The sequence below is a fragment of the Burkholderia paludis genome (genome assembly GCF_000732615.1).
Classification (GTDB): Bacteria; Pseudomonadota; Gammaproteobacteria; order Burkholderiales; family Burkholderiaceae; genus Burkholderia; species Burkholderia paludis.
Genome location: NZ_JPGL01000007.1, coordinates 94,611 through 120,417 on the forward strand (window position 1 = coordinate 94,611; position 25,807 = coordinate 120,417).

Annotated in this window: 20 protein-coding genes; 11 read left to right on the forward strand and 9 right to left on the reverse strand. The window is 68.1% G+C overall.

The genetic code is table 11. The features are described 5' to 3' along the window. Positions 1 to 729: 729 nt before the first annotated feature. Complete coding sequence (locus GQ56_RS0104350; RefSeq protein WP_031397488.1) at positions 730 to 1,389, forward strand: response regulator transcription factor; 660 nt, start codon at positions 730 to 732, stop codon at positions 1,387 to 1,389. On the opposite strand, the gene GQ56_RS0104355 is transcribed toward GQ56_RS0104350, so the two are convergent. Then, positions 1,356 to 3,398, reverse strand: coding sequence for a sensor histidine kinase (locus GQ56_RS0104355; RefSeq protein ID WP_031397489.1), 2,043 nt, complete (start codon positions 3,396 to 3,398; stop codon positions 1,356 to 1,358). The two genes, GQ56_RS0104350 and GQ56_RS0104355, sit on opposite strands and share 34 nt — an antisense overlap. 188 nt (positions 3,399 to 3,586) lie before the next feature. Between GQ56_RS0104355 and GQ56_RS46885 the strand changes: the two genes are divergently transcribed. Further along, on the forward strand, positions 3,587 to 3,715 hold the full coding sequence (locus GQ56_RS46885) for a hypothetical protein (RefSeq protein ID WP_265183105.1): 129 nt from the start codon (positions 3,587 to 3,589) through the stop codon (positions 3,713 to 3,715). Positions 3,716 to 3,923: 208 nt separating this feature from the next. Here the strand turns inward: GQ56_RS46885 and GQ56_RS0104360 are convergent, their stop codons facing one another. The 4 genes from GQ56_RS0104360 to GQ56_RS0104375 form a co-directional block, all read right to left on the reverse strand. Further along, on the reverse strand, positions 3,924 to 4,976 hold the full coding sequence (locus tag GQ56_RS0104360) for a hypothetical protein (protein WP_031397490.1): 1,053 nt from the start codon (positions 4,974 to 4,976) through the stop codon (positions 3,924 to 3,926). Between the two features lie 246 nt (positions 4,977 to 5,222). Further along, positions 5,223 to 6,392 (reverse strand): GGDEF domain-containing protein, encoded by a 1,170-nt coding sequence (locus GQ56_RS0104365; RefSeq protein ID WP_235212624.1) that lies wholly within the window; start codon positions 6,390 to 6,392, stop codon positions 5,223 to 5,225. A gap of 223 nt (positions 6,393 to 6,615) precedes the next feature. Beyond that, complete coding sequence (locus GQ56_RS46345; protein WP_152601628.1) at positions 6,616 to 6,867, reverse strand: hypothetical protein; 252 nt, start codon at positions 6,865 to 6,867, stop codon at positions 6,616 to 6,618. Positions 6,868 to 6,996: 129 nt separating this feature from the next. Beyond that, positions 6,997 to 8,685, reverse strand: coding sequence for an SgrR family transcriptional regulator (locus GQ56_RS0104375; RefSeq protein ID WP_052007152.1), 1,689 nt, complete (start codon positions 8,683 to 8,685; stop codon positions 6,997 to 6,999). Between the two features lie 265 nt (positions 8,686 to 8,950). Between GQ56_RS0104375 and GQ56_RS0104380 the strand changes: the two genes are divergently transcribed. From GQ56_RS0104380 to GQ56_RS0104420, 9 genes are all read left to right on the forward strand, one after another. After that, complete coding sequence (locus GQ56_RS0104380; RefSeq protein WP_031397494.1) at positions 8,951 to 9,988, forward strand: MDR family NADP-dependent oxidoreductase; 1,038 nt, start codon at positions 8,951 to 8,953, stop codon at positions 9,986 to 9,988. A 166-nt stretch (positions 9,989 to 10,154) separates the two neighbouring features. After that, the gene (hemA, locus tag GQ56_RS0104385; RefSeq protein WP_031397495.1) at positions 10,155 to 11,345 is read left to right on the forward strand and encodes a 5-aminolevulinate synthase; all 1,191 of its coding nucleotides are present in this window, start codon (positions 10,155 to 10,157) and stop codon (positions 11,343 to 11,345) included. A 20-nt stretch (positions 11,346 to 11,365) separates the two neighbouring features. After that, positions 11,366 to 12,199 carry a TauD/TfdA dioxygenase family protein gene (locus tag GQ56_RS0104390; RefSeq protein ID WP_031397496.1) on the forward strand — a complete coding sequence of 278 codons (834 nt, stop codon included), beginning with the start codon at positions 11,366 to 11,368 and terminating at the stop codon, positions 12,197 to 12,199. After that, entirely contained in the window at positions 12,196 to 13,164 is a 969-nt protein-coding gene (locus GQ56_RS0104395) for a 3-oxoacyl-ACP synthase III family protein (RefSeq protein ID WP_031397497.1), read from the forward strand. Before GQ56_RS0104390 ends, GQ56_RS0104395 begins: the two co-directional genes overlap by 4 nt. Next, positions 13,161 to 14,333, forward strand: a complete 1,173-nt coding sequence (locus tag GQ56_RS0104400) for an ATP-grasp domain-containing protein (protein WP_043301084.1) — start codon at positions 13,161 to 13,163, stop codon at positions 14,331 to 14,333. The genes GQ56_RS0104395 and GQ56_RS0104400 overlap by 4 nt, the downstream gene beginning before the upstream one ends. Before the next feature lie 34 nt (positions 14,334 to 14,367). After that, on the forward strand, positions 14,368 to 16,245 hold the full coding sequence (locus tag GQ56_RS0104405) for a phenylacetate--CoA ligase family protein (protein WP_052007154.1): 1,878 nt from the start codon (positions 14,368 to 14,370) through the stop codon (positions 16,243 to 16,245). Then, entirely contained in the window at positions 16,242 to 17,447 is a 1,206-nt protein-coding gene (locus GQ56_RS0104410) for a pyridoxal-phosphate-dependent aminotransferase family protein (RefSeq protein ID WP_063962842.1), read from the forward strand. The genes GQ56_RS0104405 and GQ56_RS0104410 overlap by 4 nt, the downstream gene beginning before the upstream one ends. Then, positions 17,440 to 18,657, forward strand: coding sequence for an MFS transporter (locus GQ56_RS0104415; protein WP_052001082.1), 1,218 nt, complete (start codon positions 17,440 to 17,442; stop codon positions 18,655 to 18,657). Before GQ56_RS0104410 ends, GQ56_RS0104415 begins: the two co-directional genes overlap by 8 nt. Positions 18,658 to 18,860: 203 nt before the next feature. Then, a complete protein-coding gene (locus tag GQ56_RS0104420; protein WP_031397502.1) occupies positions 18,861 to 19,439 on the forward strand; it encodes a hypothetical protein in 579 nt (192 codons plus the stop codon). Between the two features lie 35 nt (positions 19,440 to 19,474). Here GQ56_RS0104420 and GQ56_RS0104425 read toward each other — a convergent pair whose 3' ends face one another. From GQ56_RS0104425 to GQ56_RS0104440, 4 genes are all read right to left on the reverse strand, one after another. Further along, positions 19,475 to 20,383, reverse strand: a complete 909-nt coding sequence (locus tag GQ56_RS0104425) for an ABC transporter ATP-binding protein (RefSeq protein WP_031397503.1) — start codon at positions 20,381 to 20,383, stop codon at positions 19,475 to 19,477. A 45-nt stretch (positions 20,384 to 20,428) separates the two neighbouring features. After that, positions 20,429 to 21,403: an ABC transporter permease gene (locus tag GQ56_RS0104430; RefSeq protein ID WP_031397504.1), complete on the reverse strand. Its 975-nt coding sequence runs from the start codon at positions 21,401 to 21,403 to the stop codon at positions 20,429 to 20,431. A gap of 160 nt (positions 21,404 to 21,563) precedes the next feature. Then, the gene (uca, locus tag GQ56_RS0104435) at positions 21,564 to 25,151 is read right to left on the reverse strand and encodes an urea carboxylase (protein ID WP_031397505.1); all 3,588 of its coding nucleotides are present in this window, start codon (positions 25,149 to 25,151) and stop codon (positions 21,564 to 21,566) included. Then, the gene (locus tag GQ56_RS0104440) at positions 25,148 to 25,804 is read right to left on the reverse strand and encodes an urea amidolyase associated protein UAAP2 (protein ID WP_031397506.1); all 657 of its coding nucleotides are present in this window, start codon (positions 25,802 to 25,804) and stop codon (positions 25,148 to 25,150) included. Before GQ56_RS0104440 ends, uca begins: the two co-directional genes overlap by 4 nt. Between the last annotated feature and the right edge of the window lie 3 nt (positions 25,805 to 25,807).

The window sequence follows — 25,807 nt, forward strand, 5'->3', positions numbered from 1 at the left end:
TTATAATTACAAGATATTTTCTGACAGGTTAATTTTTCCAGTCATCGGTGTTAATCGAGTCAGGATTTAGTGATGAATTTGAAATTGTTTCGTCGGCCGCGCTGGAGATATCGGCAACATCGCATCGGAGGCACGTGGTCGCGACGTTTCGCGACAATCGGGCATGACAACGCTTGCGCAGGCCACCTCGGACAGACGATGCGAACCGGTATTAAAACAATCTCGCCATTTGTTTTATTTAATATCGATAGCGATTATTCCCGTGGCGGGATACATCGATGCACTTTGTTAGCGTCGCTGCAATTCTCATTTCGACAAAATCGTCCGGCAAAAATCATGGCCGGTCCGGCAACCGGATCGCGCCGATTGCCGCATCGATCCGAAGCTGACGGTTGTTTCCCGGCATGTCAGGAAAACACGATATCCGTCTGCGGCGGCCAGACCGGCAGACACCGATACCGGCACCGCTAACCGCCACGCGGTATCGAGGCGCTTCGACGAACGAGCGCCGGCGTGCGCGTTCCGGGTATGTGTTCGCGGCCTTCGATTTTTCCCGCCGGACGCAATCGCCGCGGTTCTGGTCGGCTAAAATTCCCGCGCTTGCAAAGTGTGCAAGCCAGGATGGGGCCGATGGCGGCTGCATCGCGCGATCGGGCGCGGCGCTGCCGCCGATCGGGGCGGAAACACGGGAATACGCCGCGGATGCACGGAGCGGTCCGAGGTAGCGGTATGACTAAGGTGCTGTTGCTCGACGATGAAGTCGAGTTGCGCGAGGAAATCGCCGCGTTCCTGGAAAAGCGCGGCTGGACGGTCGATCAGGCCGGCACGGTCGCGGAGTTCCGGGAACGCGCGTCGGATCTCGCATTCGCGATCATCGACGTGATGCTGCCGGACGGGAGCGGCTTCGATGCGGCCGTGTGGCTCAGGGCCCGGCATCGAGACTGCGGCATCGTCATGCTGACCGCGCGGGGCGACACGCAGGACAAGATCGACGGCCTGATCGGCGGAGCCGACCACTATCTCGTCAAGCCGGTGAAGCTGCTCGAACTCGACGCGATTCTCCAGGCGCTCGGCCGCCGGGTGACGAACCACTGGCGGCTCGACGGCCAGGCGCGCGTGCTGTCGGCGCCGGACGGCGGTCGGCTCGACCTGTCGGCCAGCGAGATCGCCCTGCTCGCCCTGCTGGCGCGCCATCCGGCCAAGGCGGTCAGCCGGCGGCAGATCGCGGAGGATTTCGGTTTCGACTGGGTGGACTACGACGAGCGCAGGCTGGAGACGATGGTCAGCCGCCTGCGGCAGCGCTGGCGCGGCGAGGCCGGTTCCGAGCTGCCGCTGAAAACGGTGCACCGCACCGGCTATACGTTCGCCGCGCCGCTGATGCTCGCCTGAGCGGCCAGGGCCGCCACGTCCGCCTGCACGGGCAGGAAGACCGTCGCCCGGCAGCCGCGCCCGGGCTCGCTGACCAGGTTCAGGGTGCCGCCCTGCATCTCGACCATGCGGCGCGCGAGCGGCAGACCGAGGCCCGTACCCGGTTTGCGGCCCACGTTGCGGCCGCGATAAAAGCGGTCGAACACGTACGGCAGGTCCGCCGGCGGAATGCCGGGGCCGTCGTCCTCCACCTCCAGCTCCACGCCGCCCGGCGCACGCCGGCCCCGCAACACGATCCGTGTGCCGGCGGGCGTGTACTTGACGGCATTGTCGGCGAGCGTGCGCAGCACCAGGCGCGTCAGGCTGCCGTCGCACGCGAAGGCGTCCGGCAGGTCTTTCGCGTCGATCTGGAGGCGGTGCCCGTCGGACAGCGCCTCGGCGGCCGCGGCCGCATCGTCGAGCAACCCCGCCAGCCGCGTGTCGCCGATCCGGGTGCCGCGCCGCAGCAGCTCGAAGCCGTCCTCGTGCAGCGAATCGTTGATGAGCACCGTCAGGCGCTGCGTCGCGCGCAGGATCTTCTGGTAGCGCGACGAGGTCAGCGGATCGGCACGGGAGTCGTCGAGATCGAGGTTCTGCGCGGTGGCGTCGATCACCGCGAGCGGCGTGCGCAGCTCGTGCGAGACGGTCGCCAGAAGCTGGCGCTGCTCGTCCTGCGCGCGCTTTTCCATCGCGAGCGACGCTTCCACCTGCTCCATCGCCTCGCGAAGCGCCTGGGTGCGCAGCGCGACCTTGGCCTCGAGATCGCGCTCGGCCTGGCGGGCAACGCGCAATGCGTCGGCCTGCGCCGCTTCCATCGCATTGCGCATCGCGTTGTAGCGCGAGCTGATCGCCGAATTCATGATCAGCATGAACGCGAGCATCCCCAGATATCCGGCGTTGTCGGCCAGCAGCCCCGGCGCGATCCAGCCGACGTTGCGGGCGACGCGCAACGCGCTGCCGCCGAGCAACAGCAGCAGCACGAGCACGACCACGCGCGCATGGCGGTGTCCGCGCACGCTGAGCCAGAGCGAGACGGCCATCGTGACGACGATGACCGCGATCTGCCAGAACAGGTAGAGCGGGCGCACCCACCAGACGTTGACGATCAGCATCAACGGCGCGGCGGCCAGCGCGGCGACGATCGTCACCGCGCAAAAAACGATCGCGGAGCGCCGCCAGCGCGCGTTGAACAGGCCGAGGTAGTGCGCGGTGAACAGCGTGCCCACCGGCGTGCCGAGCAGCCAGCTGCTCAGGTAGATCGCACTGCTTGCGACCGGCGAGTGAGGCAGCAGGTACTGATAGATATAGCCTTCGGCGCCCAGCGCGGTGAGCAGGTTCACGAGCACGCTCAGCCCGTAGAGCCCGAACGATGCGTCGCGCGTTACCCGGAACAGCCACAGGCTCGAGACGAGCAGCACGAGATGCGCGGCGTCCAGCAGGCCGAACAGCAGCGATTCCTTGCTCGTCGCGGAGATGAATGCGTCGGGCGACCACAGCGTCATCGAGAAGCTCATGGTGCTGGTACTGCGGATTCGCAGATACAGCGTGACCGGTTGGCCCTCGGGAAGATCCACGCGAAATACCGGGTTGCGGTAGGCGACGTCGCGTTGCTCCACCGGCTTGCGATCGCCCGCGACATGGCGCCGGTATCCGCCGTCGGGCTGCGGCACGTACAGCGTGACGTCGTTCAGCAGCGACGAGCGCAATTCCAGGAACCACATCGGCGGCGCACCCGCCGGGCGTATGACGGTCAGGCGCAGCCACGCGGTGCCGGCGACGTAGCCGAGCGCCGGCTCCGACGTCTGGCCGACGAACCCGCGCGCGATCTCGGGGCGCGAGATCTGCTCGACCGTCAGCGTGTTGCCGGGATCGCGCAACAGGTCCCAGCCCGTCCGGATGCCGACCTGCCCGCCGGCCGGCAGCGAAATGGCGGGTGAGGCGAAGGCCGCCGGGGCCCACGCAAACAGGATGAGGAAGATGAGCCGAAACATCACGCGATCCGTGCAGGTTGCTGCGATCGGGCGACACTATACCCGAACGCGCGACGTCGTCCGGCCGCCCGGCGCCGGCCGTCTCCCGAATGTCAGAATTTGTCAGTTTTCGACGCGCGCGCTCATTTAACATGCACGCCAATCAAGGATGCACGGGCGCAGTGCGCGGCCATGGACACCCGGGCGCCTTGATCAGCACCACCATCATGGGCAGCACCCCGCACGATGACGGCGCGTCGATCGGTCAGGCGACCGCTTCGAGCGACGCCGATAAAACAGGGCGGCCGGGCTGTCGGCGGCATTCCGACGAGCACTGATATAAAAAAGGCACGAGGCGCTCGTTGGACAAGCATGCCGTCGACCAAGGGTCGGCAGGGTTTGCGGGCCCGTGTGGTGTTGCGCGCGAAGCGGACGGGTCGTGGCCCGCCCTTCTCCAGCCTCGCCTGGCCCGATCGGGCCGGGCGAGGACGGAGACGCGGCGCCGCCCGGAGCCCCGCTTGCGCGAATCCCCGTATAGCCGGCGCGTCAGGCCAGATAGCCGGCCACTTCGGCGGGCGTCAGGAAGCGCACCAGCGCCATGGACGGGTTCTGCGCCGGGTGACAGACGCCATTGAAACCGTCCCAGCTGCGCCGGATTCCCTCTTCCGTATCCAACGCGATCAGCACGCATTTGCCGTGCTTGCGGGTGAGGTTGCGCAACGGCGCCTCGCCCCATGCGAGCGCCAGGTTGTCGACCAGCACGCCGTTCGCATAGGCGTGCGCCTGCAGCCAGTGAAACTCCGACGTGTCCTGTTCCTCGTCGCCGATCCTCGCGGCGATCGGCCTGCCGATGCGCAGCGCGTGCGCGTGTTCGCCGATCAGGCGCTGCAGCAGCGTGAATGCATGGAACGTGTTGTTGACCGCGTGCGCGCTGGCCACGAAGCCCGTGCCCGAAGCCGGCAGCACGACGACGCACTCCGGGTCGTAGGTCAACGCGGATGCGGTGCGCAAATAGTGCAACTGGTCGAACGGCAAACTGTCGTTGTCCGCCATGCGGTCGAGCAACGCCTGCAGCGCGGTGTCCGCGACGAAATCGCGGTGATTGTCGCGATCGCGCATCAGCATCGCCATCAGCGGCAGCACGAGCGTATCGACGGCGGCCCGCAATGCGTCGACCTCCCAGGCTTGCCGCTCGTCGCGTGCATCGAGCCGCTGGCGGGCCGCGTGCCAGTCGCGGCGGGCCTCGTCGTCCGCTTCATCGTCTTCTTCCTCGACCGCCTGCGCGCAATACGGCGCGAGTTCGCGCAGCCACGCGCCAAGCACGGCCCGCGCGGCCGCAAACAGGATGCGGGGATCGGCGCCGCGCTCGACGATCGCGCCGCCGAGCAACGCAAGCAACGCCGCGCGATTCGGATGCAGCGCCGGCAGTGCGGCCGCACACGCGTGCAGGAAGGTGTCGGCGCAACTGCGATCCTCCGTCTGCTCATGCACGGCGTGGACTTCGGTCAGCTCGAAGAAATCGTCCAGCGTGAGGAGATCGGCCTGACCGTGTACGGGACGCTGCAGGATGGCAAGGAGTTCGGCGATGGGCTGTGTCATGGTGAGTGTCGAAAGAACCAAAGCAACGGGAGGACGTGCGGGCGGGCGGGCGTGACCGCGGCGGGCGGCCCCTGCCCCTCGGCCCGTACCTGCACGGCAATCAGTGTCGATACGGCCGGCACGGGCGGCGGCCGATGCCCGCGTGCGCCGGCCGCGACGCACGCCGGGCCGCATGATGCCGTCGTTGTTCGTGAACCGAGGTCGCATGTCGTTCCGATCCTGCCTGTCCGCGCGGGGGCCGTGCGTTCACGAAACCGCCGCCGGTACGGCAAGGTCCTGGAACGGCGACGCGTGTGCGCTTCGCGTTTCGCCGTGGATGCACATCCTGTTGCGTCCCGAACGCTTCGCCTCGTACAACGCGGCGTCCGCCTTCGTGCTCAGGTGGTCGAGGGTTTCACCCGGCCGCCAGCCTGCCAGGCCGCCGCTGATGCTGTACGCGCACGGCCCGGCCTGCGTCGTCACGGGTTGTGCAAGGACGGCGTGGCGCAACCGCTCCGCGAGGCGCAGTGCATCGTCCAGCTCCGTCGCCGGCAGCAGCACGGCGAATTCCTCGCCGCCGATGCGCCCGAGCACGTCGCCGCGCCGCAACTGCGATTGCGTCATGCGGACGAATTCGCGCAGCACGGCGTCGCCGCCCGCATGACCGAGCGTATCGTTGATCGATTTGAAATGATCGAGGTCGGCGATCAGCAGGGAGGCAGGCAGGCCGCACCTGTCCGCGTCGGCCAGATGCTTGCGCGCCACCGCTTCGAAGCCCTTGCGCGACAGCGCCCCGGTGAGGAAGTCCCGGTTCGCCGCCTCGCGCGCATCGGCGAGCAGGAGGTCGTGCACCATCATCATCGCGGACATCGACAGCGTGGGCACGATGGTCGCACCGGCGACCAGCAGTATCACGTTGCCGGTGGACGCAAACATCAGCGGGCTCGACGCGCCGTCGAGCGTCATGAAATAGATCCCGCGCGCGAGCTGGCAGACGGCAAAGAGGAACGCCATCACGGCGGTCACCCGATACGGATAGGCCGGGCGGCCGGACGGCCGATGGCGAAGCACCAGAAGCCCGATCGCGACGCAGAACGCGGCGCTGAACGACGTGGTGACGAGCACGCGCACGGGAATGCTGTCGACCGCGTAGCGCCAGTAGACCAGCGCCATGCCGAGCGGCAGGAGCGAAACGGTCAGCCAGGCCCAGCGAACGGCGTGCCCCAGGAAACGCGCGCAACCGGCGTAGTACGTGATGGCCGCGGAGGCCATCAGCAGGTTCGCGGCAACGACGGACAGGGAATCCGGAATCTGCCCGCGCAACAGGATCAGCGGCATGCCGACGACCATCGCGGCGTTGGCGGCGAACCATTCGAGCACGCCGGGGATCCCCGACCTGAGCAGGGAGCCGAGCAGCACCAGCAGTACCGTGCTCATGAGTGCGGAAGTGGCGATGGCCACGGCGGGATCTAGCATGTCGGTGAAATTGCCCGGAAGAAGTCGACTGGCCGGGAGCGGGTCCGCCGTTCGGGGAGGACTCGCCGCCTCTTGTTGCGGCACGGCGTGCCGGAATGTGCTCCGGCCGATTCGCCATCGCGCGGCAACATATCAGCGATTGTCGACGCGCATGTGTCCGTTTCCGGACATCGCAGGTCATCCGTCACGGCAAACGGTTGCGGGCCCCGTAGTACGCGCGCCGGCGCGTCCCTTCACGTCGCGCCGCCTTCTGCTCGAAGTAGCGGCGCAGCTTCGCGCGATCGTTTGCGATGAATGCGCGGGCGGCCGTCAGGCTCGGTTGCCGGCCCGGCGGGCGTGACCGTGCGCCGTCCTGCGCCTTCAGTTCCGCGAACTGATCGGCATACGGGACTTCGGCGGGTGGACGCTGCAATGCATGTGGTTGAGACGGAGCCATGTCTGATTCTTGTTGTCGTGTCGTCTGTGCGCGGTCGCGCTCGAGTGCCCTCGGAGTGCGAATTATATCGTCGCGCACGTCGTCGCGATATCCACCTGGATCAACGCATGACGCTGCCCGGCAACCCCGTCACCGCACCCACAGCCCGGCGAACGACACGAACCCCAGCGGCGCGGCGTCGACCCCGGCAACGTGCGATGCGAGCTCGACGTGCTGGTGCTCGTGCGAGATCGGGATCAGCCATGCGGCCTCGACCAGTTGCCTGCCGATTGCCTCGTAGTCCGTCATTCGCGCGCACGCATCGGCTTGCGCCTGCACCGCGCGCAGCCGGCGATCCAGTTCGAGCGCGGCATGCTCCGGCATCCATTGCCGGAATACGCTGTCGGCCGCGAACCATTCGAAGCAGCCGAAATCCTCGTCGTCGTGCAGGATCTCGCTGCCCAGCACCAGATCGGCCGCATCCAGCCAGTCGCGCCGGATCAGGTCGGCATAAGGCAGCGCCATCACGCGCAGCCGGACGCCCGCCTCGCACAGCCGGGCCTCGATCGCGCGAGCCAGCACCTGCTCGTCGTGGGTCTGCCCGGTGACCAGCGTCAGCTCGGTGTATTGCGGCGCGAAGGGCGCGGGGCCCGGCGTCGCGACACGATGCCGCCAGGCCGGCAGCAGCCCGGCCGCCGGCCGCCGCGCGGGATCGTCAGGGCCGAACAGGCGGCCGGGCGCGAGCCAGTCCGCCAGCGCCAGCCGATCGGCGCGCTCGCGAAAGGCGTCGCGCGTCGCGTTGCACACCACATAGGTACAGCCCGCCTGCACGCGCACGATGCCCTTGTGGTCGGGCGCGCGGGACGCGGAGTGTCCGAAGCGAAGATCGAAGCCGTCCGCCTGCTCGGCCGACGGCATGAACCACAGATCCAGTTCGTCGAGCAGCGCGCGCTCGCGATAGTGATCGCCGAACGCCGACAAGGTGATCCGGTAATCGCTGTGACGCGTCAGCCTGAACGGCCCGGTGCCGATCGGCATGCGCGCGAAGTCGGCGCTCCGGTGACGCGGCACGATCGACGCATTGGCCGCCGCGAGTCGCTGCGGCCACAGATGATCGACGTCGCTCAGACGGCACACGATCCGCCGGCCTTCGGCGATTTCCACGTCGAGCAGATGCCGGTACAGGCGCTGGAAATAGCTCGGCTCGTCGCGCATGCGCAGCAGCGTGTCGCGCACGTCGTCCGGTTCCAGCGGCCGGCCGTCGTGGAACGCGACGTTCGGCCGGAGCCAGAAGTGCCAGACCCGTCCGCCCTCGTCCGGCTCCCAGTGATGCGCCAGCGCCGGCACGACGCGCTGCGTGTGCCGGTCGAACTCGGTCAGCCGCGAAAAGATCTGCCGCACCAGGTGGGCTTCCAGGCGGCTGATCACCCGGTACGGATCGAGCGCGTCCACCGCCCGGTAAAGGGGCATGCGCAGGCGGCGGCCGTGCGAGCCCGCGGGCTGGATTCCGAGGAAATCCGGCAACCGTCGCAGCAACTGCTGGCGCTGCCCGTCCCCCAGGCTGGCGAACGCCTGCTCCAGTTCGCCGTCCGCCAGCAGGCCGGAGAGGCGGTCGAGCGCCGCGTGCTGCGGGGGAACCAGCATCGTCAGACGCGAGAAGTGGCCGCGGCCGCGCGCCGCCTCCCACCGCAACCACCCTTGCGCCTCCATCTTGCGCAACAGGCCCCGCACGTTGCGCTCGGTGCAGTCCAGCGCCTGCGCCAGCGCCGGCAACCCGGGCTGACTGCCCTGCTCTTCGAGAAACTCGCCAAGCCGATGAAACCGGTCGATCAGTCGCATAAAAGAGGAAACAAAAAATTCTGAATTTGCCGTTTTTATTGTGCTTGCCGTTATGCAGAATGTCCACGCAAATAAAACAAATCGATTCGAATTCGCCTTTGCCGAGGCCGGCATGCCTCGCCTCGGCGAATTCAACGGTTTTGTAAACAATGGTCGAATCGAGCGTTAATTCTATTCTCTTGATTATCGATTCGTTCATTGCCTCATAAATATGCTGCCCCAGCACGGCAATACCCCGGCCGTTATCAATTATCGTGGATAGTTAATGAGCGAAATGGATTTTGGATATCAGCCGTCCCGCAATACGCTGGTCCATCAGGTCGAACGGCCGCACGGCGAACCGCGCCGGGAGCATTTCCGTTTCGTCCGGCAGCCGCTGGCGCCATTGGCGCCCGGCGAAGCCCTGGTGAGAAACGTGCATTTCTCGGTCGACCCCTACATGCGCGAGTGCATGGACGGCGACTGGGCGCTGAATGCGCCGCTCGAAGGCCGGACCATCGGCCAGGTACTCCGCTCCACGGACGCCGCGCTTCGGCCCGGCGACTGGGTCTTCCATCGACAGGGATGGCGCACCTACGCCCAGGTGCCGGTGCAGGCGGCGCGGGTGATCCGCCCCGTCGAAGGCGTGCCGCTCACCGCATGGCTGAGCATCCTCGGCGGCACCGGGCTGACCGCGTGGGTGGCCCTGACCCGCATCGCCCGCCTGCAGCCCGGTGAATCCGTGTATGTGTCCGCCGCGGCCGGCGGCGTCGGCACCGCGGCCGGCCAGTTCGCGAAACTGCTCGGCGCGGGCCGGATCGTCGGAAGCACAAGCAACGAAAGCAAGGCCCGGCAATTGACGAACGGTCTCGGCTATTCCGACGCGTTCGTCTATCGGCCCGGGCAGGTCGGCGCGCAATTGCGCGAACGGGTTCCCGAAGGCATCGACGTCTACCTGGACAACGTCGGCGGCGAACAGCTCGAGGCGGCCATTGACGCGCTGAAGGAACACGGGCGCGCGGCGCTGATCGGCGCGGTCGCGCAATACAGCGCGCTGCAGCCGCCCGCCGCGCCGCGCAATCTGTTCGACGCGGTGGGCAAGAGCCTGACCCTGCAGGGCTTCCTCGTGAAGCACTACACCGGCCTGCAGCAGGAACTCGAGGACTTCGCGATCCCGCACCTCCAGCGTCGCGACCTCGTCGCGCCGGAAACCGTCACGACGGGGTTCGACAACATCGTCGACGCCTTTCTCGCGATGCTCTCGGGCGGCAATCTCGGCAAGGCCATCGTCAGCGTCGACAGCGACGACGCAGGCGCGGCCTGATCCCCGCCCCGGGATACGCCCGCCAGCCGCAGTTCATTCAAATAAAACAAGGATTGCCCCTTTCAGTCGAGGCACCCTGACTCATTCAGTCAGGAATACTCATTTCCGGCTCGTCACGCGCCGGCCATAGTTTTCGTACCGGGTACCAACCAAGGGTGGGGAAATAATGTCTACGGTTGAAGTGAAATTCAATTATGCGGAAGCATTTGGCGACGTCCTGCATCAACTCAAAACGACGGATGCCTATCGGCATTTCCTGACGTTTTCTCGCAGCGCCGGTCATTTCCCGCTGGCGAATTACCAGGAAAAGACGATCGAGGTGTGGTGCAGCAACGACTACCTGGGCATGGGGCAGCACGACAAGGTCATCGCGTCGTTCCGGGACGCGCTCGCCCGGTTCGGCGCGGGCTCGGGCGGGTCGCGCAACATTTCCGGCAACACCGGCGCGCACGTCGACCTGGAACAGCATCTGGCCCGGCTGTACGGCCGGGACAGCGCACTGATCTTCAACAACGGCTATCTGGCCAATACCGAGAGCCTCGGCGTGCTCGTGTCCGTGCTCGGCGACGCGGTGGTGTATTCCGACGCGTTCAATCATCGCTCGATGATCGAGGGCATCCGGAAGTTCAAAAGCGACAAGTACGTCTTCAAGCACAACGATCTCGCGGATCTCGAACGCGGCCTGGCCGCCGAGCCGTTTGAGCGGCCGAAGCTGATCGCCTTCGAATCGGTGTATTCGATGGACGGCGATCTGGCGCCGGTGAAGGAGATCGTGCGGCTCGCGAAGCGCTACAACGCGCTCACCTATATCGACGAGACCCATTCGGTCGGCGTGTTCGGCCCCAGGGGCCTGGGCCTGTGCGAAGCGCTGGACGAACACGGCGTCGACTTCATCCAGGGCGGTTTCGGCAAGGCGATCGGCACGTCGGGCGGCTTCGTCGTGGGCGCGCGCGACGCCGTCGACTGCATCCGCAGCCTGTCGCCGGGATTCATCTTCACCACGTCGCTGCCGCCGGCGCTGATGGCCGCGACGCGCGCGAGCATCGACCACATCGTCGGCGACACCGCGCGCCGCGCGACGCTGTTCGGGAACGTCGCGTACCTGAAGGCCGCGTTGCGCCGGCATGAGGTCGACTTCGTCGATGCCGAGAGCCATATCGTGCCGATCATCATCCCGGGCCTGGAGAGGATCAAGCGGGTTTCCCGCACGCTGTTGAACGACCACGGGATCTACGTCCAGCCGATCAATTTTCCGTCCGTTCCGCGCGGCCAGGAGCGCTTTCGCGTGACCGTGACGCCGGACCATTCGACCGCGCAGATCGACCGGTTCGCGGCGGCACTCGCATCCACCATCTGATCCAGGCACAGGGGAACATCATGCAAATCAAGCCAGTCAGCGATTACGTCGGCGCCGAAATCCACGACATCTCGATCCGCGACATCCGCAACCCCGAGACCCGCGAGCAGGTGCTGCAGGCCCTGCACGACCACGAGCTGCTGATCTTCAAGGACCTCGAGATCTCGCCGGGCGAACAGGTGGAACTCGCCCGCCTGATCGGCGAGCCGGTGCCGTTCGTGATGAGCCAGTACCGCCATCCGGAGCACCCCGAAATCATGATCTCGTCGAACGAAATCGTGAACGGCAAGGCGTATGGCGTGCCGCGCGTGGGCAACTTCTGGCACCAGGATTCTTCCTATACCGACAACCCGACCACCTATACGCTGCTGCACGGCATCACCATCCCCGCGTCCAGCGGCGATACGCTGTTCTCCAGCGCCCGCGATGTCTATGCGCGCCTGCCCGACACCTGGAAGAACCGGATCGCGGGACGCCAGGCGGTTCATACCGTGCGCAAGCGCTTCAAGGCGCGCCCGGAACATGTCGGCTATTCGATCGCCGAGATCATGCAGCACGCCGAGAAGCTGCATCCGCCGGTCACCCACGACCTGGTCAAGATCGACGCCCGGACCGGGCGGCCGTACCTGTACGGCGCGCGGGACTACCTCGATTACGTGATCGGCTTCGATGCGAACGAGAACCAGGAATTCCTCGCGCTGCTCGAGGAACTGGTGACCGACAGCCGCTACGTTTACCGCCACCGGTGGACCAAGGGCGACCTGCTGCTGTGGAAAACGGAAACCGCCTATCACGCGGTCACGCACGTCGAGGACAACCAGGCGCGCACCGTCCATCGCGTGGCGGTGAAATGAGCGGCGCCGTCGGCGTGACCGATTTCGAGACGCTGGTGCCCGCGATCACCGTCTCGCGCGAGGACCTCGTGCGCTGGTCGGGGCTCGCCCCCGGCGACCTCGACGAGATCCTTCCGGCGCCGGCGGTGTCGGTGTTCGACGCCGATATCCCGGACTGGCGGTATGCGGCGCAGGTGGCCGCGTCCGTGATCGAACGGCAGGCCGTCGACACCCGCCGGATCGGCTGGGTGATCTACTGCGGCTCGGGCGTCTGGGACGCGCCGTTCTGGTCGCCCGCCGCGAAAGTCGCGTCGGAACTGGGGCTGGCGCACGCGCACTGCTTCGAGGTGGTCAACTTCTGCAACGCCGGCGCGACGGGCCTGTCCATCGCGCGCGACAAGGTCGCCGCGCGGCCCGGGCAGCTCGCGCTCGTCATCATCTGCGATCGCCTGAGCCGCGTGATCGACCGGTCCGACGCGCAGTCGCGCGCGCTGTTCAACTTCGGGGACAGCGCCACCGCCGTGCTGGTCGGCGCGGAGCGCCCGCTGCTGACGCTGCGCGGCGACGAGATGCGCACCGACCCGTCGTGGTGCGACATGTACCGAGGCCACCTGCACGACGGCCGCACCGTGGTCGGCAAGCACTACGAACGCCGCGGCCTGAAGCAGCGCTACATCGACGCGTTCGTCGAGCTGCTCGGCCTCTGCCTGGGCGGCGCCGCCCTCGCGATCGACCAGTTGCGCTACCTGCTCATCAACCAGGGCGACCGCGACGTCCACGAGAGCCTGCTGAAGAACCTCGATTTTCCGGCCGAGCGCAGCGTCTTCAACTACCACCTCGACGGCCATCTCGGCGGCGGCGACAACTGGATCGCGCTGCGTCAGCTGTTCCAGGCGGGCCGGTTGCGGCGCGGGGACGTCGTGGCGATGGCGACCAGCGCGATGGGGTTCAGCTGGGGCATGTCGCTGCTGGAGGTGTCGCAATGAAAATCCTGATCCTGCATCAGGCGCCGTTCCGGAAAATGCGCTACGACCTCGTGCTCGACCATCGTGCGCACGAGCTGACCTATATCGGGCTCGACAAGCACCTGCGCGACCTGCCGGACGAACTGGCGTGCCGCCGCATCGCGCTGCCGCCGGACGCCGAAGACGATCTCGTGCAGGCCGTGCTCGCGCGCGTATCGCCCGGCGACGGCTTCCGCTCCGTGATCGCGTTGTCCGAATACGGGATCCTCGAAGCGTGCCTGATACGCGCGGCGCTCGGCATCGCCGGGCCGGCGTACGAACAGATCGAGCTGGTGCGCGACAAGGTCAAGATGAAGCGGCGCATCGCCGAGGCCGGCTCGATCCGCTATCCGCGCTTCATCGAGCGGGCCGAGGACGTGCCCGCGCGGCGCTGGAGCGGCAGGACGATCAGCAAGCCGCGCGACGGCGCATCGAGCCGCGGCATCGTGGTCCATGACAGCTTCGACGCCGCGATCGACCATCTCGAACGCCACGACGGCTGGGAAAGCCACGAGATCGAGGAATATGTCGACGCGCCGCTCTATCACTTCGACGGCGTGGTGGTGGACGGCCGGGTCGAGCACTTCCTGCCCAGCCGCTATCTCAACACGCCGCTCGCCTACCTGTCCGGCGAGCCGGTGGGTTCGTTCCAGGTCGCGCACAACCCGATCTTCGACACCTTTGCGCGCCAGGTCGTCGACGCGCTCGGGATCCGTCACGGCTGTATCCATCTCGAGGCGTTCTTCGACGGCGAGACCTGCATTTTCCTCGAGGCCGCCAACCGCCTGGGCGGCGCCCGCATCGTCGAAACCCATCGGCTGCGCACGGGCGTCCACCTGCCGTCGGTCGAGCTCAGCGACTATCTGCAACTGCCGGCCCCCGCGCCGGACGCGTCGTCCCCGGCGTACTACGGCTTCCTGCTGTATCCCGGCCATCATCGCCCCGACCTGCCCGAACTCGTGGTGCCCGACGATATCGTGCGCAGCCCGCTGCTGATCGAGCTGCAGCGCAACGACCGGCCGGTGGAGCAACTGACCTACGACGAAGCGCAGATTCCTTTGTCGCTGGTGGCGCGCGCCGATTCGCCGGAACAGCTCGAGCACTTTCTCGGCCACTGCCTGCAGCGCATCGCCCGGCCCGGCACCCTCTGACCGCCTCGTTCCTACTCCAGCCTGAACCTTCACCATGCACGACATTACCGATCGCATCATCACGCTTTCGTCACTCTTCGACGCGCTGCGGGACCAGGCCGGCTGGCGTCGGCGCCTGACGCCGCAACAGGCCGGCGAGATTGCCGCGCTGTTCGATCCCGCCGCCCTCGGGCAAGCCGTCTGGCGCGGCCTCGGCAACCTGCACGCGCTGCCGTGGATCTACCACGCCGATCGCAACGACGTCACCGAACTGCGCCCGCGCGGCGCCGTCACGATCACCGGTCGCAGCCTGGAGGCGCAATGGCGCGGCGTGCTGCTCGCATGGCTGACCGGGAACCGGGTGGCGGTGGCGAGCGAATACGACGCGTTCTGGGCGGCCGTCGCCGAAGTCGCCGCGCAGCTGCGCACCTTCGTGCCGTTCGCGTTTTCGCTGAACCCGGAACCGGACGACGGCTCGCTGCGCGTCGAGGTCCCCCCGCTGCGCGCGCCCGGCGACGACGACGCCGGGACGCCCGCGATCCGCTACCGGACCGCGCCGGGGGCCGCCGCGCCCTATCCGCTGGAGCTGGATCTCTCGCACGCCTGGAGCGCGGTGCTGGTCGAGCGGATCTACCTGGCCGGCGTATCGCTGACCGACGCGCGTCGCCAGGCGAGCGCAGCCGACCGCGCGCGGCGGCTCGACAGCCGGGTGCGCTTCCTGTCTCACGCGCTCCGGCAGCTTCCGTACTACCGCGGAACGCCGCTCCCCGACACGATCGCGGCATTCGGCGCTTTTCCGGTGCTGGACAAGGCCGCGCTCGAGGCCCATTCGCCGCCGAACGGCACCGGCATGGGTTCGGGCGCGCTGCCGACCGGCGAGGTGCTGGTTTCGGGCTCCAGCGGCGGAAAGAAACGCTACATTCCCTATTCGCGCCACGACTGGCAAAGCATGCTGCAGGAAGCCGTGCAGATGCTGTACGACTCCGGCCTCACGCCGGGCGACAAGGTCGTCAATACGCTGTACGGCGGCCACCTGTACGGCGGCATGCTGACGAGTTCCCAGGAGCTCGCCGTGATGCCCGTGGAATCCTATACGGTCGGGCAGAACGTGACGCCCGAGGAACTGGTCCAGTTGCGCCGTGCGTTCGGCGTCAATGTCGTGATCGGCATTCCCAGCCTGCTCGAAACGCTGCTGAGCGGCGCCAGGCAGATCGATCCCGAATTCCGGATCGAGAAGGTCATCTACGGCGGTGCGCCCTGGCAGGAAAGCCGCAAGCGCTGGTTGAAGGCCGAGTTCGGCGTGAGCGTGATCCGCAGCATCCTCGCGGCCAACGACGGCGCGCAGATCGGCTACCAGCCCGACGGCCTCGGCGGCGCCACGCATCTGCTGGTCGACGACTACAACTATGTCGAGATCGTCGACGACGACGGCAAACCGGTGCCCGACGGCCAGCAAGGCCACATCCTGATCACCAACTGGCAGAAGTTCGAATACCCGCTGGTGCGCTACCGGATCGGCGACCTCGGCCGGATCGTCGCGCATCCGCACGGTCGCGCGCTCGAATACCTGGGCCGCGGCGACGGCCTGATCATCCTCAACGGCCGCCAGGCGCTCTATCACCAGGAAATCGTCGACGCCCTCGCGCATGTGCCGGTCATCCAGCTGCAGTTGAGCATCCGTCGTCAGCAGCAATACGAGACCCTGCAAGTCAATCTCGAATCGCCGGAACGGCTCGACACGCTCGCGCTGCGACAGCATCTGATCGACACGCTGCCGGCCCTGCGGCCGCACGACCTGGTGTCCGACCAGTTGCTGCAATTCGAGGTGGAAGTCGTCCAGTTCGCACAGGGCGCGCTCACGCGCAACCCCGTCAGCGGCAAGGTGCGCCTGGTCGAAGACCATCGCCAGAGCGACCTGGAGGTCACGCCGTGATCGAAGCGCGATCCTGCCCGCCCCTGCAGCAGGGCCTGTTCCGGCGCGACGTGCTGTTGATGGGCGCGGGCCCCGTCCCGCAACCGCTCTCGGTACGGCAGGCCAACATGCATGTCGCGAGCCATCTCGGCCCGGACATGAACGACGTGCTCGACCAGCTCAAGGACATGGCGCGTTACGCGTTCCAGACCGCGACGCCGTGGATCCTCGGCCTGGCCGGCCCCGGTTCGGCCGCCGGTGAAATGGCGCTCGCCAACCTGGCGAACGCGCGATCGCGGGTGCTCGCCGTCGTCGGCGGCCATTTCGGCGCGCGGCTGGCCGAGATGGCCGCGCGCCTGCAAGCCGGCGTCGAGGTGTTCCGGTTCGACGGCCACGCGCGCTTTCCGATCGACCGGTTCGAGCAGCACCTTGCGCGCTACCGTCCCGACCTCGTCACGGTGGTGCACGGCGAAACCTCGTCGACCACGATCAACCACGCGCTGCCGGCGATTGCGGCACTGTGCGGCCGATACGACGCGCTGAGCGTGGTCGACGCGGTCTGCACGGTCGGCACCACGGCGTTGCCGATGGATGCGTGGCAACTCGACGCGGTGTTCTGCGGCGGCCAGAAGGGGCTGTCGTCGATACCCGGCGTGTCGCTGGTCGCGTTCTCCGACCGGGCCTGGGAACGCATCGCCAGACGCGATTTCCGGCCCGCGCACTGGTGCCTCGACGCCGCCCTGGCACAGGCGTTCTGGCACGAGCGCCGCTATCACTACACGGCCCCCGTCAACGGCCTGTTCGCGTTGCACGAGGCGCTGCGCCTGCTGAACGAGGAGACCCTGCCGGCACGGATCGAACGGCATCGCGCGAGTTCGGCCGCGGTGCAGGAGGCACTGCCGAAACTGGGCCTGACGCTGGCCGCGCCGCCGCCGACGCGCCTGCATTCGGTGATCGGCTTTCATCTGCCCGACGGGCTGCAGCCCGATGCGTTCGTCGCGCGCATGCGCGACCTGCATCGCGTGGAGATCTCGACCACCTTCGGCCTGCCGCTGCTGCGCGTCGGCCAGATGGGGGAACAGTGCCGCCCGCAGGCGGTCCTGCGCCTCGTGTCCGCGCTCGGCCACTGCCTGCGGCAAGCCGGCCGCGAACCGGACGTCGACGGCATCGTCGACGAAACCGCGGCCCGGCTCGATTCGCGGGAGCTGATGCCGAATGACTGACGCACCCGTATTGCGGCCGCTGCTCGCGCTGGCCTTTCTGCTGAACTTCAGCCGGGCATTGACGTTCACCTTCTTTCCGATCTACCTGTCGACGGCCGTCGGGTTCACGCCCGTGCAGGTCGGCTACGCGCTCGGTTGCTCCGTGATGATCGCGACGCTCGGCGGCATTTACTGCGGGATCGTGGTGGACCGCGTCACGCCGCTGCGCGCGCTGCTGCTGGTCGTCGCGCTGTCCGCCGCGATCTACGCGCTGATCCCGACGACGACGCGCTTCTGGTTGATCTTCGCGTGCCTGGTGGCGATCGAACTGGCATTCACGACGATGCATCTGTCGGTGAAGTCCCTGCTGACCGCGGTCCTTCCCGAACACCGGCGCGGCGCCGCCTTCTCGGCCAATTACACGATCATCAACCTGGCGTTCTGCACCGCGCCGGTCGTCGGCCTCGCGCTCAGCCACCGGTCGGCGCTGGCGCCGATGCTCGTGTCCGCCGTGTTGAACGTCGTGGCGCTGGCCGTTCTGCTCGCGTACGCCCGGCGCTATCGCGCCGATGCGAACGCGGCCGGTCCGCAGGCCCGATCGCAGCCGCCCGTGCGGGAAATCCTGGCCGTGCTGGCCGGCGATACGCGGCTGCAGCTGTTTACGCTCGGCGGCCTGTTCAGCTCGCTCGTCTATGCCCGCTTCGCCACCTATCTGTCGCAGTATGTCGGGCACGTGACGGACACGGCCCGGGCCGAGACGCTGATTTCGCTCACCACGGCCGTCAACGCCGCAACCGTGATCCTGCTGCAATACCTGGTCGGCAGCCGGATTTCCCAGCGGAACATGCTCGCGGCCGTGGTGGCCGGCAGTGTCATGCTGATTGCCGGGCTGCTGGTGTACGACCATTCCATGCTGGTGGCCTTCTGGATCGCCGGAACGCTCATCTTCACGCTCGGCGAAATCCTGATCGTGCCGTCGGAATTCATGTTCGTCGATTCGATCGCCCGTCACGACATGAAAGGCGCTTACTTCGGCGTACAAAACATCGCGATGCTGGGCGGCGGCCTGAATACCCTGATGTGCGGCTTCCTGCTCGACAGCCGACTCGGCGCGAACGCGCTGTTCTACATCATGGCCGGCTTCGCCGTCACGGGCTGCGCGTTCTATATCGCCGGCGTTCGCCATCGAACGGCTGCGCCGCGAACCGGGCCGGCGAACACCGAAGCGTAGGCACCGATGCGGCGAGCGCGACACCCCGCCGGCCGGCCGCGCCCCCGGTCGCGCGGCGCGTCTGTAGAATCGGCGTATTCATTGTCCGCGCCACGGCAAGGGTCACGCTTCCCGGCCGCCGGCCCGGCGGATGCCCGCGCCCCTCCGCCGATCCGGCCCGCGCGTCGTGTCCGCCGGTTCCGGCCACCACCACGACATTCGCGATGCACTATCACCCCGACGACATCGCCCGGTTGTTTCTGGGCGTGCCGACGCTGCGGCTGAACCGCCCTGCTCCGGCCGAACGGTTCCTGGCCGACGCCGTCGATACCGGCGCCGAACTCGCGCACGTGCTGCGCGACTATCCGGCGCTGCGCTACCAGCCGCTCGACTTCCACTATCTGTGCCAGCAAAGCCTGTCCGTGCTCGACGACGCGGTGCTGGCCGCCCTGACGTGCGAGCCCGAACACGGATGGCGCGGCGCGCACTGGGCCGCGCTGCTGATCGCGCTGTCGGGCGACGCGCGCCATCTTCCGCGCCTCGACGAAGTCAGGCGCCATCGCGGCGTCGCATGGACGGCCGGGCTGGCCGAAGCCGCCGTGCGCCCGGATGCGCCGTCTTCGGCCTCCCGCTGCTGCCGGCTGATCGTCGACCTTCGGCGCCAGCTCGCCGCGCTGCCGCGGGTCGCCGTGCGCCTGCGCAGCCGGCCGCCCGCCGACCGCGTCGCGGCGCAGGCAGCGGCCGTCCGCGCCGCGTATCGACGCGGCGACGTCGCCGCGGCGCTGGCGCTCGCCCGCGGCTAGGTTCGCGACGGCCCGCCGGCCGTCGCCGTCACGGCTCACTCGACGTTGTCCGACACGTCCGTCATGCGGATCATGTGCGGCCGCACGCCGTCGTCGTCCACCGCCGCCTCCTTCGGATGGATCAACGCTTCGAGCCGCGCCTTGGTCGCGACGAATTCGGGCGTATTGACCTGCGACGCATCGCGCGGCCGCGGCACCGGCACCTCGATCAGTTCCTGCACCGCGCCCGGATTCGCCTTCAGCACGAGAATCCGGTCCGCCAGCAGGATCGCCTCGTCGAGATCGTGCGTGATGAACAGGATCGTCACGTCGATATTGCGCCAGATGTCGAGCAGATGCGCCTGCATCCTCGCCCGCGTCTGCGCGTCGAGCGCGCCGAACGGCTCGTCCATCAGCAGGATGCGCGGACGGTTCGCGAGCGCGCGGGCGATCGCCACGCGCTGCTTCATCCCGCCCGACAACTGGTGCGGATACACGTCCGCGAAACGCGTCAGCCCGACGAGATCGAGCCACTGCAGCGCTTCGCGCTCGGATTCGCCGCTGCCGCTGCCGTTCATCCGCAGGCCGAACATCACGTTCTTCTTCACGGTGAGCCACGGGAACAGCGTATAGCCCTGGAACACCATCCCGCGATCGGCGCCCGGCCCCTGCACGGGCTTGCCGTCCAGCAGCACCTCGCCGCTCGTCTGCGCGTCGAGCCCGGCAAGGATCCGGATCAACGTCGACTTGCCGCAACCGGACGGGCCGATCACGCACACGAACTCGCGCCGGTACGTACGGAAACTGATGTCGTCGAGTGCGACACATTCGCCCTGCGGCGACCGGAAACGCTTGCCGACATGGCGCACGTCGAGTATCACGTCGCGGCTTTTCAGCCGCGCGAAGCGCTCGCGCACCGCGTCGGATTGCATCAGGTAATCGGGAACGGCTTGCGGGTTCTGCATGATGGTCTCCGCGGAAATCGGTCGATGGGGGCGGGTCAACGGGCGTCACGCTTTCAGCGTGCGGTCCCACGGAAACAGCTTGCGGCCGAGCAGCGCGAGCACGATGTCGGTGCCCAGCCCGATGATTCCGATCATCAGGATCGCCGCATAGACGTTGTCGAAATGCTGGTAGCGCGCCTGCTGGCTGATGTACCACGTGATGCCCGAGCTCGTGCCGACCAGTTCGGCGACGATCAGGTAGGTCCACGCCCAGCCGAGCAGGATCCGCTGGTCGCGATACAGGTCCGGCAGCACGCCGGGGATCACCACGTGGGTGAGCAGCTTCAGTCGCTTCGTGCCGAGCGTCATCGCGGCCTCGAACAGCCCGTATTCGAGCTTGCGCGTCGTGTTCGCGACGATCAGCACCTGCTGGAACAGCGTCCCGATCACGATGATCGCGACCTTCGGCGCGTCGTAGATGCCGAGCACCGCGACCATCAGCGCGCCGAACGCCGGCGCGGGCAGGTAGCGGAAAAACTCCAGGAACGGCTCCTGCAGCCTGGCGAGCGCACTGAAGGTGCCGCAGACGATGCCGAGCGGCACGCCGATCGCGGACGAGATCGCGAAGCCCCAGAAGATGATCCGGATGCTGTGCCACAGGCTTTCGTGCAGCCATACGCCGTCGCGCGATGCCGGCGGCGTCGTGAACGCCGTGTAGAACGCGCGCAGCACCTGATGCGGCGCAGGCAGGTAGACCGGGTTCGCGCGCACGCCTTCGGGCACGGCGGCATGCGTCGCGCGCGCATGCGCGAGCTCGTCGTCGAACACGTCGCGGTCGATCTGCATGCCGGGCTGGAAATAGTCGACGCTTCCCGGGTTCGTGATGCGCATTTGCGGATGCCAGACGAACGGCACATAGCTGATCAGGCACCAGACGGCGAACGGCAGCAGGAAGGACGCCGCGCCGAGCGTCCATTTGCCGCGCGTCGTCAGCTCGCGGCGCACCGCGAGCCATCCGGTCGTGTTGCGGGTCATTGACATGGGAATCTCCGTATCGTTTCGGTTGCCGGTCGCGCGGATGCCGACAGGCCGCGCGACCGGGTGTGCATTGCAGTGCGCCGGTCGCGCCGGTCGCGCCGCCCGTGGCGGTCGCGCGGCAACGCCGCCGGGCGCCGCAGCAGGGTCGAACGCGCCGTCGTGCTCATGCGACCGCCTCGGCGGCGCCGGTCGTCATCACCATCAGCCGCTGGCCGGCCACCACCGCCGCGCCCGGCGCGCAGTCGATCGTCTCGATCGTGCCGTCGTCCGCCGCCGTCACCGTGACCTCCATCTTCATCGACTCGACGATCGCGACGGCCTGCCCCGCGCTCACGCGCTCGCCGGCTTCGACCAGCACCTTCCATACGCTGCCGGACACGTCCGCCGCAATCGCGCGCTGCGTATCGGCGAGCACCCCGGCGTCGCGCGCGGCTTCCGGATCGCCCGACGTCGCGTCGCCGACGTATTCGGCATGGCCGGCCGCCCGCCACCGTTCGCGTTCCGCTTCGAACGCCGCCTGCTGCGACGCCTTGAACGCGGCGATCGAATCCGCCTCGTCGCGCAGGAAGCGGTTGTACTCGCCGAGATCGAACACCGATTCCTCGATCTCCAGCCCCGCCCGGCCCGCGATGAAATCCGCGCGCAGCGCCGCCAGCTCGGCCTCGCTCACCTCGTGAAAGCGGATCTCGTCGAAGAAGCGCAGCAGCCAGGGCTTGCCGGCTTCGAACTCGCGCGTGGTCCGGTGACGGTTCCACATCTGGACGGTGCGGCCGACGAACTGGTAGCCGCCGGGCCCCTCCATCCCGTACACGCACAGGTAGGCGCCGCCGATACCCACCGCGTTCTCCGGCGTCCAGGTCCGCGCCGGGTTGTATTTCGTCGTCACGAGCCGGTGACGCGGATCGAGCGGCGTCGCGACCGGCGCGCCGAGATACACGTCGCCGAGGCCCATCACCAGATAACGCGCGTCGAACACGATGCGCTTCACGTCGTCGATGCTGTCGAGACCGTTGATCCGGCGGATGAATTCGATATTGCTCGGACACCACGGCGCATCGGGCCGCACCGACTGCATGTAGCGCTCGATCGCGATGCGCGTCGACGGGTCGTCCCACGACAGCGGCAGGTGCACGATGCGGTTCGGCACGCGCATGTCGGCCACGTCGGGCAGTTCGCGCTCGGCCGCCTGCAGGTGCGCGAGCAGCGCGGCGAGCGGCAGCGCCCGGGCGTCGAACTGCACCTGCAGCGACCGGATGCCCGGCGTCAGGTCGAGCATGCCGGGCAGCCGGTGCGCGTCGAGCCAGCACATCAGCGCATGCACGCGAAAGCGCAGGTTCAGGTCGAGCGCGAGCGGCCCGTATTCGATCAGCACGTTCCGGTCGCCCGAGCGCCGGTAGACGACGCCGATGCCGCCCCCGGCCGACGGGTCGCGATCCAGCACGCAATCGTCCGGCGCGGCGCCGGCCGCATGCGGGAGCGCGTCGACGGCCGTCCCGGCCGACACGCGGGCGCGGACGAACTGCACGGTATCGCCCGGCCGCAGTTGGCCGAGCTTCCACAGCTCGTCGCGCACGACCGTCACGGGGCACACGAAGCCGCCGAGGCTCGGGCCGTCCGGGCCGAGGATCACCGGCATGTCGCCGGTGAAGTCGACCGCGCCGATCGCATACGCGTTGTCGTGAATGTTGGACGGGTGCAGGCCGGCCTCGCCGCCGTCCGCCCGCGCCCACTGCGGCTTCGGGCCGAGCAGCCGGACGCCGGTCCGGCTCGAGTTGTAATGGACCGTCCACTGCGTGCGGTACAGCATCGCGATGTCGTCGCTCGTGAAGAAATCCGGCGCGCCGTGCGGGCCGTCGAGCACGCCGAGCGTCCATGCGTGCGTCAGCGCGGGGATGTCGGCCGTGGCCAGTGTCGCGCCGGCGTCGCCGCGCCCCGCATCGGCATCCAGATGCAGCACGTCGCCCTTGCGCAGCGCGCGCCCCGCATGGCCGCCGAACTGGCCGAGCGTGAAGGTCGCCTTGCTGCCGAGCGTGTCGGGCACCTGCAGCCCGCCTTTCACGGCCAGGCACGCGCGCACGCCGGCGCCCGTCACGCCGCCCAGCTTCAGCACCGCGCCCGGCCGCGCACGCAGCACCTGCCAGAACGGTGCGGGCTCGCCGTCGAGCGTGGCCGCGAGCGGCGCGCCGCCGAGCACGAACAGCGCCCCGGTATTGAAGCGCAGCGTCGCGCCGACCATCGTGAACTCCAGCCCGGCCGCGTCGCGCGCATTGCCGAGCAACGCGTTCGCGAGATCGAACGCGCGATCGTCCATCGGCCCGGACGGCGGCACGCCGACGCTCCAGTAGCCAACCCGCCCGGGCGTCTGCTGCACGGTGGTCTGCACGCCGCCGTCGAGCACGTCGATCGTGTGAGGCGCGAACGCGAAACGGGACAGGAAGGCCGTGGTCGCCGCGCCGCGCGCGAACGTGTCCGAGCCGGCGATCGCGCGCAGATAGTCGAGATTCGTCTCGATCCCGTACAGCCGGGTGCGCGCCAGCGCGTCCTGCAGCGCGGCCAGCGCATCGCGCCGGGTATCGCCGCGCACGATCAGCTTCGCGAGCAGCGGATCGTAATGCGCGCTGATCTCGGTGCCCGCGTCGATCCATCCGTCGACCCGCACGTCGTCCGGAAACGCGACGTGCGTCAGCAGCCCCGCGCTCGGCAGGAACTGCTTGTGCGGATCCTCGGCGTAAAGCCGTACCTGGATGCTCGCGCCGCGCGGCGCGACGGCGAGCGTGTCGAGCGGCGGCAGATCGCCCTCGGCCTGCAGGATCATCCATTCCACGAGGTCGATGCCCGTCACCGCTTCGGTCACGCAATGCTCGACCTGCAGCCGCGTGTTCACCTCGAGGAAGTAGAACCGGCGCGCCTGCGCGTCGAACACGAATTCGACCGTGCCGGCCGACGCGTAGCCGACCGCGCGGGCAAGCCCGACCGCGCTCGCGTGCAGCGCATCGCGCTCCGCGTCGGTCAGGCCCGGCGCGGGCGTTTCCTCGATCACCTTCTGGTTGCGCCGCTGCACCGAGCAGTCGCGTTCGCCGAGCGCGATCGCGCCGCCCCGGCCGTCGCCGAAGATCTGCACTTCGATGTGGCGCGCATGCTCGACGAACTTCTCCAGATACACGCCGGCATGCGCGAAATTCGCGCGGCCGAGCCGCACCACCGATTCGAACGCGGCGTCGAGTTGCGCGGCGTCGCGACACAGGGACATGCCGATCCCGCCGCCGCCCGCGGTGCTTTTCAGCATCACCGGATAGCCGATCGCGTCGGCTTGCGCGCGCGCCGCCATTGCGTCGTCGAGCAGGCCCGTGCCCGGCAGCAGCGCGACGCCCTGTGCGGCGGCGAGTTCGCGCGCGGTGTGCTTGAGGCCGAACGCGCGCATCTGGTCGCCGCGCGGCCCGATGAAACGCAAGCCCGCGGCTTCGCATGCGTCGGCGAAGCCGGCATGCTCGGACAGGAAGCCGTAGCCCGGATGCACGGCTTGCGCGCCCGTCCCGCGCGCGGCGGCGAGGATCGCCGCGACGTTCAGGTAGCTGTCCGCCGCCGGCGCGGGGCCGACCCGCACGGCTTCGTCGGCGAGCGTCACGTGACGGGCGTCGCGGTCGGCGTCCGAGTAGATCGCGACCGACGCGATCCCGAGCCGCTTCAGCGTGCGGATCACGCGGCACGCGATTTCGCCGCGGTTCGCGACGAGGACCTTGGCGAATCTCATGCGGCCTCCCAGATCGTGAGGCGCACGGGCGTCGGGCGGTAGCCGTTGCACGGATTGTTGAGCTGCGGGCAGTTCGAGATCAGCACCGTCACGTCCATCTCCGCGCGCAGCTCGACGTACTTGCCGGGGGCGGAAATGCCGTCCTCGAACGTCAGCCCGCCGAGCGGCGTGACGGGCACGTTCATGAAGAAGTTGACGTTGCCGACGAGGTCGCGCTTGGTGAGCCGCGCGCCCGCGCCGCACGTGCAATGCACGATCGCGTTGAGGAAGCTGTCGCGGCAGTTGTGCATGTGGCGCGTATCGGGCGCGTAGCGCACGGTGTTGCTCTCGGCCGCGCAGGCGCCGCCGAGCGTATCGTGGCGGCCGCAGGTATCGGCAACGATCGTCGCCATCGGGTTGCCCCGGTTCGACAGCAGCACGCTGCCCGCGCTCAGGTACAGGTTGCGCTGCGCGCGGATGGTGTCCTGGGCGCTGTAACGCTCCCCGGTGTCGTCGGACCGGTAGAACAGCGTGTCGACGGCCTGGTTGCCCTCCAGATCGAGGATGCGGAACACCTGCCCGCGCTTCAGGTCGTGCAGCCACGGTTCGCCGGCGTTCAGCGTGGTGTCGTGGATCGCGTCGCGCGTGTCGAGACGGCTTTCGATGATCGGCATGGC